General features: G+C 34.3%; 23 protein-coding genes and 3 pseudogenes. 5 read left to right on the forward strand and 21 right to left on the reverse strand.

The features are described 5' to 3' along the window. Positions 1-626, forward strand: a 626-nt coding sequence (locus BHC51_RS10275; RefSeq protein WP_143558834.1) for an IS3 family transposase, incomplete at its 5' end; no start/stop codon positions are given. A 507-nt stretch (positions 627-1,133) separates the two neighbouring features. Here the strand turns inward: BHC51_RS10275 and BHC51_RS10285 are convergent. The 5 genes from BHC51_RS10285 to BHC51_RS10305 all read right to left on the reverse strand — a co-directional run bounded on the left by BHC51_RS10285 (position 1,134) and on the right by BHC51_RS10305 (position 4,101). Then, positions 1,134-1,352: a serine kinase gene (locus tag BHC51_RS10285; protein WP_100123498.1), complete on the reverse strand. Its 219-nt coding sequence runs from the start codon at positions 1,350-1,352 to the stop codon at positions 1,134-1,136. Positions 1,353-1,384: 32 nt separating this feature from the next. Continuing rightward, entirely contained in the window at positions 1,385-1,642 is a 258-nt protein-coding gene (locus BHC51_RS10290; protein WP_100123499.1) for a hypothetical protein, read from the reverse strand. Positions 1,643-2,382: 740 nt separating this feature from the next. Beyond that, positions 2,383-2,907 (reverse strand): hypothetical protein, encoded by a 525-nt coding sequence (locus BHC51_RS10295; protein WP_100123500.1) that lies wholly within the window; start codon positions 2,905-2,907, stop codon positions 2,383-2,385. Positions 2,908-3,007: 100 nt separating this feature from the next. Beyond that, complete coding sequence (locus BHC51_RS10300; RefSeq protein ID WP_100123501.1) at positions 3,008-3,523, reverse strand: hypothetical protein; 516 nt, start codon at positions 3,521-3,523, stop codon at positions 3,008-3,010. A 191-nt stretch (positions 3,524-3,714) separates the two neighbouring features. Then, the gene (locus BHC51_RS10305) at positions 3,715-4,101 is read right to left on the reverse strand and encodes a hypothetical protein (RefSeq protein WP_100123502.1); all 387 of its coding nucleotides are present in this window, start codon (positions 4,099-4,101) and stop codon (positions 3,715-3,717) included. A gap of 388 nt (positions 4,102-4,489) precedes the next feature. Between BHC51_RS10305 and BHC51_RS12500 the strand changes: the two genes are divergently transcribed. Next, entirely contained in the window at positions 4,490-4,597 is a 108-nt protein-coding gene (locus tag BHC51_RS12500; RefSeq protein WP_143558835.1) for a transposase, read from the forward strand. Positions 4,598-4,950: 353 nt separating this feature from the next. Continuing rightward, positions 4,951-5,535, forward strand: a complete 585-nt coding sequence (locus tag BHC51_RS10310) for an integrase core domain-containing protein (protein ID WP_100123503.1) — start codon at positions 4,951-4,953, stop codon at positions 5,533-5,535. Between the two features lie 164 nt (positions 5,536-5,699). Here the strand turns inward: BHC51_RS10310 and BHC51_RS10315 are convergent, their stop codons facing one another. Then, the gene (locus BHC51_RS10315; protein WP_100123504.1) at positions 5,700-6,035 is read right to left on the reverse strand and encodes a zinc ABC transporter substrate-binding protein; all 336 of its coding nucleotides are present in this window, start codon (positions 6,033-6,035) and stop codon (positions 5,700-5,702) included. Between the two features lie 56 nt (positions 6,036-6,091). Next, positions 6,092-6,304, reverse strand: coding sequence for a hypothetical protein (locus BHC51_RS10320; RefSeq protein ID WP_100123505.1), 213 nt, complete (start codon positions 6,302-6,304; stop codon positions 6,092-6,094). Positions 6,305-6,602: 298 nt separating this feature from the next. Here BHC51_RS10320 and BHC51_RS10325 point away from each other — a divergent pair, with 298 nt between their 5' ends. Continuing rightward, positions 6,603-6,887, forward strand: coding sequence for a hypothetical protein (locus BHC51_RS10325; RefSeq protein WP_100123506.1), 285 nt, complete (start codon positions 6,603-6,605; stop codon positions 6,885-6,887). A 471-nt stretch (positions 6,888-7,358) separates the two neighbouring features. On the opposite strand, the gene BHC51_RS10330 is transcribed toward BHC51_RS10325, so the two are convergent. The 14 genes and pseudogenes from BHC51_RS10330 to BHC51_RS10400 form a co-directional block, all read right to left on the reverse strand. Then, positions 7,359-7,991, reverse strand: coding sequence for a hypothetical protein (locus BHC51_RS10330; protein WP_100123507.1), 633 nt, complete (start codon positions 7,989-7,991; stop codon positions 7,359-7,361). A gap of 123 nt (positions 7,992-8,114) precedes the next feature. Next, positions 8,115-8,336 (reverse strand): hypothetical protein, encoded by a 222-nt coding sequence (locus tag BHC51_RS10335; RefSeq protein WP_100123508.1) that lies wholly within the window; start codon positions 8,334-8,336, stop codon positions 8,115-8,117. Next, positions 8,302-9,141 (reverse strand): RHS repeat domain-containing protein, encoded by an 840-nt coding sequence (locus tag BHC51_RS10340; protein WP_100153967.1) that lies wholly within the window; start codon positions 9,139-9,141, stop codon positions 8,302-8,304. The genes BHC51_RS10335 and BHC51_RS10340 overlap by 35 nt, the downstream gene beginning before the upstream one ends. 368 nt (positions 9,142-9,509) lie before the next feature. Next, the gene (locus BHC51_RS10345) at positions 9,510-9,929 is read right to left on the reverse strand and encodes a DUF4279 domain-containing protein (RefSeq protein ID WP_100150721.1); all 420 of its coding nucleotides are present in this window, start codon (positions 9,927-9,929) and stop codon (positions 9,510-9,512) included. Positions 9,930-9,938: 9 nt separating this feature from the next. Next, positions 9,939-10,256 carry a polymorphic toxin type 33 domain-containing protein gene (locus BHC51_RS13390; protein ID WP_218966102.1) on the reverse strand — a complete coding sequence of 106 codons (318 nt, stop codon included), beginning with the start codon at positions 10,254-10,256 and terminating at the stop codon, positions 9,939-9,941. Positions 10,257-10,318: 62 nt separating this feature from the next. After that, a complete protein-coding gene (locus tag BHC51_RS10355; protein ID WP_100123510.1) occupies positions 10,319-10,714 on the reverse strand; it encodes a DUF4279 domain-containing protein in 396 nt (131 codons plus the stop codon). Positions 10,715-10,726: 12 nt separating this feature from the next. After that, positions 10,727-10,915, reverse strand: a pseudogene (locus BHC51_RS10360) (polymorphic toxin type 33 domain-containing protein); the annotation flags it as partial. 174 nt (positions 10,916-11,089) lie between these two features. After that, positions 11,090-11,487: pseudogene (locus BHC51_RS13395) on the reverse strand (DUF4279 domain-containing protein). 12 nt (positions 11,488-11,499) lie between these two features. Continuing rightward, positions 11,500-11,688, reverse strand: a pseudogene (locus BHC51_RS12835) (polymorphic toxin type 33 domain-containing protein); the annotation flags it as partial. A gap of 163 nt (positions 11,689-11,851) precedes the next feature. Further along, positions 11,852-12,334, reverse strand: a complete 483-nt coding sequence (locus BHC51_RS10380) for an RHS repeat-associated core domain-containing protein (RefSeq protein ID WP_306807451.1) — start codon at positions 12,332-12,334, stop codon at positions 11,852-11,854. Between the two features lie 517 nt (positions 12,335-12,851). Next, positions 12,852-13,481, reverse strand: coding sequence for a hypothetical protein (locus BHC51_RS10385; RefSeq protein ID WP_037408478.1), 630 nt, complete (start codon positions 13,479-13,481; stop codon positions 12,852-12,854). A 31-nt stretch (positions 13,482-13,512) separates the two neighbouring features. Beyond that, on the reverse strand, positions 13,513-14,121 hold the full coding sequence (locus BHC51_RS10390; protein ID WP_100153969.1) for a hypothetical protein: 609 nt from the start codon (positions 14,119-14,121) through the stop codon (positions 13,513-13,515). Between the two features lie 584 nt (positions 14,122-14,705). Next, positions 14,706-15,299, reverse strand: a complete 594-nt coding sequence (locus BHC51_RS10395; RefSeq protein WP_100153970.1) for a hypothetical protein — start codon at positions 15,297-15,299, stop codon at positions 14,706-14,708. 47 nt (positions 15,300-15,346) lie between these two features. Then, entirely contained in the window at positions 15,347-16,288 is a 942-nt protein-coding gene (locus tag BHC51_RS10400) for an RHS repeat domain-containing protein (RefSeq protein WP_100153971.1), read from the reverse strand. A 423-nt stretch (positions 16,289-16,711) separates the two neighbouring features. Between BHC51_RS10400 and BHC51_RS13450 the strand changes: the two genes are divergently transcribed. Then, positions 16,712-17,035: a hypothetical protein gene (locus BHC51_RS13450; RefSeq protein ID WP_100153972.1), complete on the forward strand. Its 324-nt coding sequence runs from the start codon at positions 16,712-16,714 to the stop codon at positions 17,033-17,035. The last annotated feature ends 27 nt before the right edge of the window (positions 17,036-17,062 follow it).

Below are 17,062 nucleotides of genomic sequence, written 5' to 3' on the forward strand. Positions count from 1 at the left end.
TTAATCGCATCAGAAAGCTCGGCTATAAATGGAATCATAAACGTGTGTATCGGGTGTATTGTGAATTAAAGCTTAATCTCAGGGTAAAGCGTAAACAACGCATTCCTCCACGAAGCCCAGAAAGGCTATCAGCACCCAATAAACAAGGTGAATGCTGGTCAATGGATTTTATGAGTGACAGCAGTCGCAATCAACAGCGTTTTAGAACCTTCAATGTGATAGATGACTTTAATCGTGAGGCGTTAGGCATTGATATTGCGGTTAGTTTACCTGCTGGCAGGATTACCCGTTACCTAGATAAACTGGCCGAATATCATGGCTATCCACTCAAAATACGAGTGGATAATGGACCGGAATTTACCGGAAAAACATTCATCGACTGGGCAAAGTCACATGGTATAACCATAGATTATATTCAACCAGGTAGCCCATATCAAAACGGATATATTGAACGATTTAATCGCACCTATCGCACAGAGGTACTAGATTTATATCTATTTAATAATCTGGAACAAGCAAGAAAGGTAACCGAAGAATGGCTAACCATTTATAACACGGAAAGGCCTCATGAAGCATTAAATAATATGACGCCGATTGAATATAAAACCCTAAAACAAGCAGCATAATTTTCTACTTGAATCTTGTACTAAGTTTGGGGTATTTACATCTTTTTCTTTACATTCCCTTCTTTTTTTGTTTTATTGTCACTAAGCGCTCAGATTGGCCTGCCATAAAGGGCTGGTACCCCAGACGCTGTCCGGCTTCCTGCCATACGCTACGCGTATTCTGCCATTCTGATCCAGTTCGGCTAGCAGACCTGCGCTGCTGTAGATATAGTAGGTGGCCTCGCCGTTTGCAGTTTTGCTGATACGCCGGCCAAATGGGCCGTATTGGTAGCAGGCTATTAGTAGTATAGGTCAGGCTGGTCTGTTCTTGTCCTACTCCCCATTTCATCAGTTGATTCTGCTGATTATATTGCCATTTTCCTGCCTGTCAGGCACTGCCGGTTCGGTTATCAATGACATCATAGCTTTAAGATTTGGCACGCTGCTCCGAGGTTTCCTGTTCTGGTTTTACCAGAGTTAAGCAATCCGGTTGGTCAACCTGCTAAACTTTTTAACATCAGCTTTTGCCTATAGATAAATGATTTCTTGACAAAAATCTTTATCGATTATAAACACCTCTATTCTGAAACCTTTAGGATAATCTTTAAAACCTGAGACATTTTCCCGTTTCTTTTTTTCCTCAACTGCTCTTTCCAAAGAAGAAAAAGTACCAATTCCAAATTCTTGTACACCACCCTGTTTGGTTTCCTTAGCATGAATTAAGCAATATACTTTTTTTCCTATCATATTCAACACCCTTTTAACTTTCTAATATACGTTTATAAAGTGACAAATCCATCACGCCACGAATCGTCATCTAAAAAAATTTCATAAATTTCTAGTCTTTTCAAATTACTTAGATAATAACTCTTTGAAAAAATTTTTTTCCGTTCCAAAGCTTTCTCATAAGTACTATAAAACCCTAGTACTTGACCATCTTCAGCATCAAAATCTTCTGAATCAGGAGATTCTAATGCTATATCCTTATTACCATGATAAGAATAAGTTACATAACATAACTGAAATACTATTGTCATTATAAATATCCTTATTAAATTAAATTGATTTATATCTTTAATAATTCTTTTAATGTCTGAATTATATAACTCTTTTCAGGATTAAGTCTATTTGTAACCTCTCCATGCTTTTTTAATCCGACTAAACTCTGATCCTGAAACTTTTTCATCTTTTTTAATTTTTTATTACCATATCTTTTTCTAATCAATTGATAGGCATATTCTTCAGGATTTTCTCCTTTATATAGTGGTTTTTCTCTAGCCCAGTCAGGAGTATCCTTAGCAGATTCTTTACCTGACTGATCAGGAATTCTTTTTTTAAATTCTCTTTTGCAATTAGAATCATTAGGATCACAATCTCCATTAGGTCAATTAGAACTAATATTTAGATCAATCTCTTTTTCTTTACATTCCCTTCTTTTTTTGTTTTATTGTCACTAAGCGCTCAGATTGGCCTGCCATAAGGGGCTGGTACCCCAGTCGCTGTCTGGCTTCCAGCCATACGCTACGCGCATTCTGCCATTCTGATCTAGTTCGGCTAGCAGACTCTGTGCTGGCTGATGGTATAAAATCGGTGCCTCTGCTACCCCTGTACAATATTTATCGCGTGGTAAATAATTTTAAAACTATTACTCAAAAAATACTCAACACTATATAACGAATTTATCTCTTGTATCGATATCAAATTTATTAAAATTTAGTAATTCAAACTCCTATTAAATAGATTAAATAGAATAAATATGCAGGTCTTTCTTAACATTCTAATCATCTCCTTGATATAAAAGCCAAGCACGACAACATTTTTCATAATCCATTGCGCTGTCAGCATTATTAAAACAATATTCAAAAAACATTTTTTTACTTAGTTTTCTACTACAACGTACGCAACTATAAACAAAATCTGGGGTACCGGCAAATAAATGATATAAACCCCATTCATGCCTATAATAGATAAAATCCACATTCTCATTTGTTATAATTGTATAGCAATATGAACAATTTAAATCACTCAAATTTATATTGACGCCATTATTTACAAATTGCATTGATTTTTCAATTTCGTCATCATAAAATAAATATTGATAATATTTATTAGACCCTAACCGATGAATTGCATCAGAAAGCCATTCAGCTTCGATAGAGACAAGATAACCTGCACAAGGCATTGCTATCCATTCTTTATCAGTAATAAATTTCTTGGAAATTCCTGTATCTGCATTTAAAACATATTCAAAAAAATTCTTTTTATTTTCGAATAACAGCTCTCTAGATAATGATTTATGCATTTAAATCCTCTTTTATTTACATACTAGTTATTCACAGTTTTAATATATATAAATCCCTGCCATATAGCAAGGATTTAAAACTAAATACTATTAAATTAATTTATTGATATAAATTCCATATATATTCACATTTTTTATACTCTGGAGAACCTTTTACATATTGACAACGATATTCCGTATAAATTCTTTTACATAAGTTCATACTACATTGAACACAGCTGTATACAAAATCGTAAGTACCAGCAAACATATGATATAAGTTATTTATATCTTTATAATACAAAAAATCAATATTTTTATTGGTTAAAATAACACACCTATCCAAATAATCATACTCACTATTACAAATATTTTCTTGATTATTAATGATTTCTGAAAACTCTATATTATTATCGATTCCAATAATATATTGTTCATAAGTAGTGAAACCAAATCTATGAATTGCATCTGACAACCATTCAGACTCTATCATGTCAAGATTTTCAGGTACAGGCATTGCTATCCAATTTTTTTTATCAATAAAATCTTTTGAAACCACGCAATGTTTATTTAAGATACTTTGAATAAACTCAATTTTATCTTTATAAAGATAGTTATCCTTCTTACAAATACTCATATATAGCCTTTTAATACCTAATTTTTTTACTAAGTAGACCTTATTTCCATAGTGAGGCTACCGCTTGGACTACTCGGACGAATTACTACTACTTTACCATTTTTAAGCTTATCATGTAGGACAACACAGTCCCTACAAACTCTTTAACTTTTAAATTAATTTAAAATCTTTTGTTAAAATTTAATACTAATTTATTCGTCAATAATTATATCTTTAAATTTTTCCGAAATATTAAATATAATATCAAGACAAATAACTTTACATTGAATTGAGAATTCTCCAAATGTCATCATATATCCTTTAATTTTATCAGTAGGATGATTTAAAAAATATATAAATTGTTCATCCGTTAAAATGTTATCCAAATTTTGGACTATGATGATAGGTATATAACTACCTTGGAAACCATCACCTGCATCAAAATCGTCATTTTTCATTGAAATATATTTGACATTTTTGCATATAATTTCACCTATAATCTCACCATTGTTATACACACTTGTCAATTCAAATGAGATATCATTACCATATTCTAGTATTTTAATATCTCCTAAGCCTACATCTTCTATCTTTCTCATTTTTTACCCTCATAATTTATTTTAAAAAATGTCCTGTTGAATGAGATTGATCCTCTAATCTCTTACCCCAGTAATTTTTGTCTTTCATTATATTTTTCAACCCATCTTTTCTCCAGACTTTTTGAAGCCTAATCACTTCTCCACTTGGTATTATTTAAACTCTTGATTGATCAAAATTTCTAACCTATTTTTCATAACCACCCACACTATCAGGCTTCCTTGTAAATCCTTGTTTTCCTAAATCAGCTCTTAATTTTTTGTTTCAGATAATTTTCTATCAGAATTTTTATTGTCTTACTTATCATCATGTAACTACCCCTTAAAATAGTACAGCATAAAAGTAGAAAATTCTCTTTATTAACCCACAGAGGATTTAAACACGAGAAAAATGACTGAACATCAAATCGTAGCTATTTTAAAAGAAGCTGAAGCCGGTATCCCCGTCAAAGAACTTTGTCGTAAATATGGTATGGGGAATCCAACTTTCTATAAATAGCGTGATAAATACGGTGGTATGGAAACCTCAGATATCAAACGCTTAACGCAACTGGAAGCTGAAAATCATAAGCTTAAGCAGATGGTTGCTGAACTCAGTTTAAAATCCCAGCTTCAGGAGGAAATCATAAAAAAGCTATAGTGCCAACTGGAGCACGTAAATTCTGGGCTGTGCAATTGCAAGAAAATCATTCTGTTACTATGGTCATGAGCTGTGCTATTACTGGCTTAAGCCGCTGTGCTTAAGTTACCGGATGATTCGGTGATTATATCAGTGCTATGTGCTATCACGGATAGGCATTTACGCTGGGGGTTTCCTAAGTGTTTTAATCGCATCGGAAAGCTCGGCTATAAATGGATATCCGGATATATTGCCAGTTAAAGCTTAATCTAAGGGTACAGCGTAAACAACGTATTCCTCCACGAAGCCCAGACAAACTATCAGTACCGAATAAGCTAGGTGGATGTTGGTCAATGGATTTTATGAGTGACAGCAGTCGCCATCAACGCAGGTTTAGAACTTTCAATATCATCGATAACTTTAATCGTGAGATGTTAGGCATTGATATTGCTGTCAGTTTACTGGCGGGCAGGGTTACCCGTTATCTGGAGAAACTGGCCGAATATCATGGCTATCCACTCAAAATACGAGTAGATAACGGATCGGAATTTATTAGAAAAGCATTCATTGACTGGGCAAAATCACATGGTATAACCATAGATTATATTCAAGCAGGCAGCCTATATCAAAATGGATATATTGAACGATTTAATCACACCTATCACATTGAAGTGCTAGATTTATATCTATTTAATAATCAGGAGCAAGCAAGAAAGGTAACCGAAGAATGGCTAAACATTTATAACATGGAAAGACCTCATAAAGCATTAAATAATATGACACCGAGTGAATATAAAACCCTGAAACAAGCAGCATAATTTTCTACTTAAAGACTGTACTAGTTTGGATAATTACATAACCATTTTGAATCAGGTCAATCGATTCGATACAGAGCAATATTAATCAACTGATTCATTTAAAAAATCCCAGCTTTTTAACTGGGATTTGCTATTAGTTTTATTGACTACTTAAATCTTAATAATTACGGACCATTCCATCTGAGCTCTTTTCTCAACTCAGGTGGTACTAAGGCGAATAATTTCTGAATGCTTTCAACTTGTGCCACGTAAGCAACTGATAAATCAGAATTACAATTATCATAATAATACTTAGCGTTAAAATTTAAAAAATATATATCCTTCGAATCTATACAAGAGTTTGCTCCTACAATATTCCACGGTAAAGTATGTGCCAGCTCGGCTTCAAAATAACTTGATTTATCCCTAGCTTTTACAAATGGATTACGGGATTGAGCATTTCTGATAGTGTATAGTGCTGTATGTAGTATCCGAGCATAAATCATAATTTTATCTGTCATCTTTTCTTCCTTTTTGGAAATTTCTGACCATTTGCTGGTGGATATTCCGTTTTATTCTAAAGTCCATTTTTAAACAATGTTTTTACATTCGAAGTATCTCCTGTTTCTTGATAAATTTCCTTAGCTGCTGGCATCCTATGATGGCCTTCAGATACCCAGTATTTTCCATTTTTATCAACATAGCCTGCAATTATACCTTCAGGCAATTTAAACCTACAATTACCATTACGCATATCATTTTCTATATTATATGATTTTATAGAGCCCACTTGTATTCCTCCAATTTTAGGAATCTTTTCTTTTTTAGCCTTGGTTGCTTTAAATATTTTAAGAAATTGAACAGCTCTGGCAATCTTAAATACTTTACCAACGGGAATTATGTCCCAAATCCCTATACTATGTTCTTCTCAAAATGCATATGTCATCTTATATAATTTAGAGCATTCATCAGGATCACTCCAACCAAGTTTTTTCTCATCCACTTAGTTAAATTCTCATTAGCACCGTCTCCATATCCAGCAGCTAAATTGCCTACATCTTCTACAAAATTTACCCATGCATGCAACAATGGGCTGGTTCACCATACAGTATCCGGCATCCAGCCATACGCTACCTGCATTCTGCCATTCTGATCCAGTTCGGCTAGCAGGTCTGCGTGCTGTAGATATAGTAGGTGATCTTGCCGTTTACGATTTTGCTGATATGCTGGTCAAACGGGTCGTATTGGTAGCTGGCCAGTTCACTGGTGTCGTTGTTGACTTTACTCAAGCGTTCGGCTGCGTTGTAGCTGTAGCTGAGTTTTTTATTGGCGCTTTCTTCTGTGGACAGTTGACCATTGGCGGTATAGGTTAAGCTGGTCTGCTGTTTACCTTCTCCCCATTTGATTAGCTGGTTAAGGTCGTTGTACTGCCACTCTCCTGCCTGCTGGGCGCTGCCTATGCGGTTGCCGATGGCATCGTAGCTGTAGGATTCGGCGCGCTGCTCTGTGGTTTCGCTATCCGGTTTGACTTGGGTGAGTCTGTCCAGTGGGTCATACTGGTAGTTGCTGCTGCCTTTTTCGGTCTGGATATGACTGATGTTGCTTACTTTGTCGTAGCTGTAGTTACGTTCGAGTAAGGTCTGGCCTTTGCTGCTTAGTTTTATCTGTACTGGGCGCTGTAAGGCATCATAGCTGTTGGTTTGTTCTGCCTGTGGATAGGTGGTGCTGGCCAGATTGCCATCGGCATTCGTATTTGTACTGAATACTGTTCTCGATAGTTATGTATTATGATGCCAAATCATTATCCTTATTTCTAAAAATTTCTATTAAAATCATTTATACATTTATACTTTACCATAAAGTTCATCAATTTTTTGATTGTATTCCAGATAATAATCCTTAAACTTTTCTTTATCATATAAACGTTTATAAAGATATATTCTTCTATGAATTGTATATAAGGTATCTTTCCCACTATATCTATCCATTTCCCAATCTTTAATGTCTATTTCCCATTGTTTGAGTGTAAATAATTGAATTTTTTCATAATCAGGCAAAAAATTCAATTTTTTTATTAATACAGTTTCTTTCAATCGTGCAATTGTCATATAACGATGAATATATTCACTACTCAATTTATTTTTATCCAGATTGGTCTTAAATTTTTCATTTCTTAAAATCCTAAATGCATGCCGAGCCAGACAATATCGATGAGGACTTTTCCAGTCAACAGGTTTACCTAGCTGCACCAAATGTTCACCAGCTCTGATAACACATTCTTTTTTATCTGGTTTATCAATATAAAATTCAAAAAAAGAATAAGCCTCAAGAGTATCTAATCTATAAACAACGATAGTGACTTTAATACCATTATCAACATCGTCTACATCCATAGTATAAGCTTCAAAATATTCATTTATTCCTAAACGAATGAGTACTAAGTCAAAATATTTATGTTTTAAATATCTATTGCACATGTTTCATTCCATTAGTTTACAATACATAAAAAATAAGAAAACCCTTATTAAAGACAAAATACTATATTAATAATATCACCCGATAATCTGAAGCCATTACACTTAGTTAGTTTTAAATTTTACTTAATCAAGCTCTTTAGGTTTAAGACTTGGATGTTTAATGTATATATATTTTAAAGCATCCCAATATATTATACTCATTATTTGTGCAATAACTTTTCGATAAGCAATAAATTCGTTTTCAGAACATTTCTCTTGTACTTGCAATAATGATTCATCTAACTCACGCGTTATTTTTAAAAGCAAATCACTAATATTTTGAGCAATTGTTTGGTTTTCTATCATTTAAATACTCCTTAACAATCATTGTCTTCTTGGATTTTCTTTCACAAATCCAGAATTTAAACCCATTATCTCCACTTGGTAAAGCTTCTTCTGAACACTCTTTTCGACACATCTCTCTTACTTTACGGCATCGTTGTTCTTCAGACTCTTCACAAGGCTTATCCTCCTTGTCATCTAAACTATAACATGAAACAAGTCCCCCTAATCCACTGGCAATATCAGTCATCCCTCCAACTACTGCCAGTCCTACAGCGCCGCCTACAATAGCTACACCTGTTGCACCTGCTACACCACCAGCCGCTGCACCTATTACTGGTCCAACTTTAGTACCTAATTCAACTCCCTGTGTATAGCCTTGTTTAGTTTTTTTTAGTACACAATCCCAATACGATAAACCATATATATCCAGATACAATAGTGGATTCCCTCCTACATAACCATAGGTATTTATTCCTCCCTCCAACCCTATCGGATCACTCTGGATATACCGCCCTGTCTTCGCATCGTAATCACGGAAGCAGTTATATGACAGGCCGGTCTCTGCATCGTAGTACTGTCCCGGAAACCGCAGGTTCATGGTGATCTGGTTGTTTGCGTCCAGTTCACTGTTGCCAAACGCATCGCTATTGATTTTCCAGCTCTGTTCTCCAGTGCTGTTTATCGCCAGTTGCGGGGTGCCCAGATGGTCGCTTATCAGGTAGTGATAACTGGCATTTTTCAGGGTCTGACCTTCGCTCAGGTTGGCCTGCCATAAGGGGTTGGTACCCCAGTCGCTGTCTGGCTTCCAACCGTACGCTACGCGCATTCTGCCATTCTGATCCAGTTCGGCCAGCAGGCCTTCGCTGCTGTAGATGTAGTAGGTGGTCTCGCCGTTTACGGTTTTGCTGATACGCCGGCCAAACGGGTCGTATTGGTAGCTGGCTATTTCTCTTGTGTCGTTGCTGACTTTGCTCAGGCGTTCGACTGCATTTTAGTTTTTATTTAAAATAAATTAATCTTTGAAATTATCAATTATTTCCAAAGAATAATTAATTTAATAAAATATAAATATAATATATATTAATTTTAATATAATTTTTAACAAAAATCCCAACTTAAAAGCTGGGATTTCGTATTGACTAAAATTTTTTAATATCTATAGCATTTTTTAAATAACAATAAGATTATATTTAATTAATATATATCTGTATCTGTATCTGTATCTATTTCTATAGTTAATTTAGCATCTAAAAGAGATATAAAATCTAAAGTATTTCTTTTTAGGTAAATATCTGATTCAATATCATTATAGATATAAGCAACTATAATAAACATATAATATAAATTATATTCTTTCTTTAATTTGAGTAATATTTCAGTTTTATCTTTAAGTCCATTAATTATTTGACATAATTGCTGATCTAAATCATTTATTGAATTTTCATAATTACGCAGACTCCAAGTTGTTTCTATAGCTGGATGGTATTGTGCGTCTGTCATACTTCCTTTAATTCTAGTTTTTGTGGGCAAAATTCCTAGCAATTTTGTTACCTCATCAGGATTAAATTCTTCTCCGCACATAGCGAATTCTACCATTACTGTCGTTTGTTCCATTTCAAACTCCTATAAATAATAACCAGTTGGAATACCTTTTCCAGTTCCACCCTTCCTAAATATCCATAACTCTTTAGTATCTTTATTAATATAAAGATCCCACTTAGACAGACCTTTTTTACCTACATAGTCTGCCTTAAGTTTACGTGCATCATACCCGTTTTTCTTTAAATAGCTATCCTTTAATTTTTGTAAATTTCTAGGTTTATCTTTCCCATTATCTTTCCCATTATCTTGATCATTTGGATCATTTGGATTAGGTGGATCAGGCAGATTTAATGCTCCTCCTATATTTACATTATTTATTTCAACATAGCAACAATCAATTAACCCACCTTTTTAAAAAAGTGGGTTAATTGATTTACTAAATTGTGAGATATATATTTTTATCAGTAAACATTAAAATCTATATCAGCACTGATACTTGCTATGAATTTCAATACATCGGGTTTTAACCGCATTACAGGATATTCATCATTTTCCAAACGAATAACTACATCAAAAAGCATATCTATATTTAGCTCAGACCTTATTCGATTTAGAATATCTTCTTTACCTTGTATTAAACCAATTATTTTTTTTAATTGAATATTAATATCATCTGATTTTTCATAGCCAGTGTCTATACGCCATTTTGTCTCTACTGCCGGCCAATTTTTTCCTTCAGGAACAATCCCCTTTATTATTGTACTATTGGGAAGAACATTTAAAAGATCAGTTATAGCACTCGGTTGAAAATGTTCACCATAAATGTCAAAAGCAACTTTCACGGATGTCGTTTCCATATTTAAATACCTTTATAAAATATAACCTGTAAGAATGCCTCTTTCTTTACTTTCTTTATTTCCTTTTTTTCTCACAATCCACATCTTCCCAGATTTTTTATCGATATATTTATCATAGCGTTTAATCTCTGCTCTGTCTCCTAAAAATTCCTGTTTTATTTCATGAGTATTATGACCTCTTTGTTTCAAGTAATTGTCATTAACTTTTTTAAGTCTTTAGGTTTATCCTCTCCATTATCTTAATTATCCGGGTTCGGCGGATTTGGTATTTCTCCTATATTTGCATTATCTATTTTAACATAGTAGCAATCAATTGCCCCACTTTTTAAAACAGTGGGGCAATTGATTTACTAATTTGTGAGATATATATTTTTATCAGTATACATTAAAATCTATATCAGCACTGATACTTGCTATGAATTTCAATACATCGGGTTTTAACCGCATTACAGGATATTCATCATTTTCCAAATGGATAACCACATCAAAAAGCATATCAATATTTAACTCAGACCTTATTCGATTTAGAATATCTTCTTTACCTTGTATTAAACCAATTATTTTTTTAATTGAATATTAATATCGTCTGATTTTTCATAGCCAGTATCTATACACCACATTGTTTCTACTGCTGGCCGAGTTCTTCCTATTGGAATAATCCCCTTGATGCTTGTACTATTTGGAAGAATATTTAAAAGATCAGTTATAGCACTCGGTTGAAAATGTTCACCATAAATGAAAAATGCAACTTTTAAGGATGATGTCGTTTCCATATTAAAATACCTTTATAAAATATAACCTGTAGGTATGCCACTTTCTTTACTTCCTTTATTTCCTTTTTTTCTTAAAATCCACAACTTTCCAGATTTTTTATCAACATATATATCATAGCGTTTAATCTCAGCGTTGCGTCCTAAAAATTCCTGTTTTATTTCATAAACATTATGACCTCTTTGTTTCAAATAATTGTCATCAACTTTTTTAAGTCTTTAGGTTTATCCTCTCCATTATCCTGATCATCAGGATCAGGCGGATTTGGTGCCCCTCCTATTATATTATGGCTGCTTGCGTCATTTATTTCTACGTTTTCATCTCTACAGTCATCATCTGATCTATCATTAAATATTGGAGGTGTAATTAAACTTTTAGCACCCCATCTAATGCCCCATCTGATTGCTTCTTTTGCCAGATATCTGCAAGCTGGATTGGCCACACATAGTCGTATCCCTGCTGTTGCAACTCCTGCTCCTGCAACCACCGCCGGAGCAATCTCCCCAGTCGGATCACTGTATATACCAGTGGATTCCCACCTACATAACTATAGGTATTTATTCCTCCCTCCAACCCTATCGGATCACTCTGGATATATCGCCCAGTCTTCGCGTCGTAATCACGGAAGTAGTTATAGGACAGGCCGGTCTCTGCATCATAGTACTGTCCCGGAAACCGCAGGTTCATGGTGATCTGGTTGTTTGCGTCCAGTTCGCTGTTGCCAAATGCATCGCTATTGATTTTCCAGCTCTGTTCTCCATGGCTGTTTATGGCCAGTTGCGGGGTGCCCAGATGGTCACTTATCAGGTAGTGATAGCTGGCATTTTTCAGACTCTGGCCTTCGCTCAGATTGACCTGCTATAAGGGGCTGGTACCCCAGTCGCTGTCCGGCTTCCAGCCATACGCTACGCGTATTCTGCCATTCTGATCCAGTTCGGCCAGCAGGCCTTCGCTGCTGTAGATATAGTAGGTGATCTTGCCGTTTACGATTTTGCTGATACGCCGGCCAAACGGGTCGTATTGGTATCAGTTAGAAGAATATATCTTCCTATATGTTTTTTGTATTATATTGTAGTGGTTAAATTTATTATGCTCTATGATTTTAAAAAAATAAATCTCTAGCAAAAGTAAATTATATATATTAATTTACCCTGCTAAAGTTTTATAAAAATTTATAGTTATAGATAAATGTACTTTAGGCATTGATATTTATTAATAACAAATACTGATACTCGGAATCCTATGTGGTAGTTTTTGAGGCTTAGAATGTCCTCCAGTTTCATTTTTTCTTAATTGCCTTTTCCAAACATGAATTAAAAATACATCTTCTATTTTATTCAAAATTCTTTAAATCTAAATAAATTAATTAATTTTTGAACTCTTTTTTAGATTTAAAATGCTCTAGCTCTGTATTGTATTTTTCATAATAATCTTTAAATCTTTCTCTATCATAGAGTCGTTTATAAAGATATTCTCGTCCATATATGGCATTATTTATATCTTTATGAGCAAATCCCTCTTTTTCCCAGTCACGAAGTATAAATAACTGTTTCTTTTCTTCATCTGATAGCATATTGAGCTTTTTGATCAATATATTCTCTTGAGCACGAGTATCCATATTATAATGCCATATATATATACTTTTTATTTCATTATCAATTTCCTTACTATGAGTTAAATTTTCATGGAAATTATTGTCAGCCAAAACCTGTCTGGCATAGCGTGCCAGACAAAAGCGATAGGGTCTTTTCCAGTCTTCTGGTTTCTCTAACTGAGTAATAAATTTCTCGGCCTGCTCAAACCATTGCTTACGCTCTATATCGGCGTCTAAAATTTGGAAACTGAAAGATTTATAAGACTCCCATGTATCTTTCCTTTTCACGATTACATGTAGATAAAGATTGTCTCCGGCTTTATTAATATAACAAACAATGGCTGCGAAATAATTATTTTGCGCCAGACACAGTCCTGTAAACTTATTTTGCTTATTGTTCATGATATACCAACCAATCCTAAATAATATTTAATTAAAATAATTTATCATTTCTTTCAAAATTTTCCAGTTCTTTCATATATTTCTCATAATCTTTTTTTACTATTTCTTTGTCATATAAAAAATTATAAAAAATTTCACGACAATTAACAGAATAAAATACATCCTCGCAGGCGTATGCTTTTCTTTCCCAATCACGAAGTATGAATAACTGCTTTTTTTCTTCATCTGGTAACAAATTTAGTTTTTTGATTAATGCGGTTTCTTTTAACCGCGAAATGATGGTATAGCGATAGATATATTCATCACCTATACCCTTATTATAAACTAAATTTTCCCAAAAATTGTCATCTTCCAAAATCTGTCTGGCATAACGCGCCAGACAAAAACGATGCGGTCTTTGCCAATCTTCCGGTTTATCTAACTGGTTAATAAAGTTCTCGGCTTGTTCAGACCATTGTGCGCAATCCACATCCGAGATAATATCCCGCCATCTGATAAAATCCGCCCGTCTAACTAAATTTTCACAAAATCCATAAGATTCCCATGTATCTCTTCTATACACTTTTCCAGAGGTAGAAACAGCAAAATAATTATTTTTCGCCAGATACCTTGTTTGCAACTCATTTACCTTATCATTCATGGTACGTCAACCAATTTTAAATATTGTTTATTTCTACCATTTTTTTTTGAAGTCTTCAACTTTTGGTGTTTATTGTGTATGTTTCTTCATTCATTATATGCGAATTATTCCTATATTGGATTATTTATATCTTTATAGTTTATTCTTTAACCATAACTATGAGTACATTCGCTTTGCTGTATATTTATTCGTTGGTTAGTGTCATTATTATTAATATATAATGATCTATTCACATTCATCACCTATAGAAATACAATTTACTGTTTATGAACTTATTTCTTATATATTACCTATAATTTGAATTAATTTAAAATAAAAATTAATATAATAGACAATAAGAATAGCGTATAAAATATGCTATTCTTGCAAAAGAAGCGGTAAGTTCTTTTTTAGCTTTCAGACTTGTCTAGCCGCATTATATATTCGTTAGTGCTCTGATAATATTGCTTCGCTCTGTACCTGAAACCAAATCGAAGAAGCTTAAAGATTATACAATAAACATTTTTAGTCTTTCATACTCTAAACTCCATTAATATAATTCTAATTTTTAATTAATTCAATTTAAAATATTTACTAGATTAAAATTATTCATCTTCATCAAGTTTTCCAAAGACACTTTCTACTTTTTCCCAATATTTCTTATAATAAGTCTCATATTTTTCTTTATCATATAATCTTTCATATATATGTTTACGTCCATAAATAGCATAAGTAACACCTTCTCCTATACTACCTTCGATTTCCCAATCCTTTAGGATAAATAATTGAATCTTCTCATCTATAGATAGTTGATTTAATTTCTTAATTAATACAGTTTCTTTTAATCTGGAGATAAGCATATAACGGTTTATATCCTCATTGCTTAACATATTACAAGATAACTTCCAAGATAACTCCCCAAAAAAAGAATCATCATTTAAAACCTGACGAGCATAACGAGCTAGGCAATAACGATGTGGTCTTTTCCAATCAATTGGTACTTTTAATTTACTAATACACTCATGTGCTTTAGATATCCAAAATTTTTCATCTGTATTAAAAATATTAAAAGAAGTATAAAATTCAAATGTATCCAATCTATAAATAATAACAAATACACGATAATCATCTATATATGCAACATTAGCTGCAAAGTGATCATTTTTAGCCAAACATTCTGGTATTAGAATATCATTCATATTTACACCATTAATTTAATTATAAAAATATATGTAAAAATATGAAATTAATTATACTTCCTTTTTAAATGATTTGGGACCGGTTTCTCACCCCCTATATCCCTCCATGACATTTCCAATATTTCATCGGCCTCTGAATCATAATCACATTTATTATCTTGAGCTGCTTTCACTAAAGTTTTCAAAGCATTCAAAGTCGCATTATATCTTTTCTGATGCCCCCAGTCTCCTCCGTTATATTGAAGCCTCTCTCCAGCTCTTATTCTTATGCGCATTACTAAGTAATGAATATCATGTTCTAGTTGTTTACAACGTGTTTCTCTACCGTTTGGATCATGCCAATACCCTTTTTTTCCAGAACATTGCTTAATCAAGCCTGCTTCTTTTGGATGTTTTTCTGAGCTAATATATGGTAATTCATCAACAGCTCCATTACTTCCTATATCTTGTAAATTTTTTCTACACTCAGGAACTAAAAAACATAATCCTAATCCTGCTCCTACTAATCCAACATTTCCAGCTTCTTTTCTAGTTTCCCCAATTGCACCTACCACTCCTATAGGAAATACATCAGCCTCCCCAGTCGGATCACTGTATACCATCGGATTCCCACCTACATAACCATAGGTATTTATTCCTCCCTCCAACCCTATCGGATCACTCTGGATATACCGCCCTGTCTTCGCATCGTAATCACGGAAGTAGTTATAGGACAGGCCGGTCTCTGCATCGTAGTACTGTCCCGGAAACCGCAGGTTCATGGTGATCTGGTTGTTTGCGTCCAGTTCACTGTTGCCAAACGCATCGCTATTGATTTTCCAGCTCTGTTCTCCAGTGCTGTTTATCGCCAGTTGCGGGGTGCCCAGATGGTCGCTTATCAGGTAGTGATAGCTGGCATTTTTCAGGTTCTGCCCTTCGCTCAGGTTGGCCTGCCATAAGGGGTTGGTACCCCAGTCGCTGTCTGGCTTCCAGCCATACGCTATGCGCATTCTCCCATTCTGATCCAGTTCGGCCAGCAGGCCTTCGCTGCTGTAGATATAGTAGGTGATCTTGCCGTTTACGATTTTGCTGATACGCCGGCCAAACGGGTCATATTGGTAGCTAGCCAGTTCGCTGGTGTCGTTGCTGACTTTGCTCAGGCGTTCGGCTGCGTTGTAGCTGTAGCTGAGTTTTTTATTGGCACTTTCTTCTGTGGACAGTTGACCATTGGCGGTATAGGTTAAGCTGGTCTGCTGTTTACCTTCTCCCCATTTGATTAGCTGGTTAAGGTCGTTGTACTGCCACTCGCCTGCCTGCTGGGCGCTGCCTATGCGGTTGCCGATGGCATCGTAGCTGTAGGATTCGGCGCGCTGCTCTGTGGTTTCACTATCCGGTTTGACTTGGGTTAGTCTGTCCAGTGGATCATACTGGTAGTGGCTGCTGCCTTTTTCGGTCTGGATATGGCTGATGTTGCCGGCGGCATCGTATTAATACTGTATGCGATTGCCATTGGTCTGTTTCTGTTCTATCAGCTGGTTAGCCCGGTTGTAGCTGTATTCAACATTATTGCCCAATGTTTTGGTTTCTTTGATCAGGTTGCTTCCTTAGTTGTAAATAAAAAGAATTTAACAAAAAAAATCTTTAATAATCAATCGATCATTAAAGATTTTAATAGAATATTTATACAAATGATTCTAAATTTAATTTATTATCATATGAAATTTATTACATATTTTGTAATTTTATCAATTGTATAAATGCTTAATTTAATTAACTTTTATGCT

Origin of the sequence: Snodgrassella alvi (assembly GCF_002777745.1) — a bacterium.
Lineage (GTDB): Bacteria > Pseudomonadota > Gammaproteobacteria > Burkholderiales > Neisseriaceae > Snodgrassella > Snodgrassella alvi_D.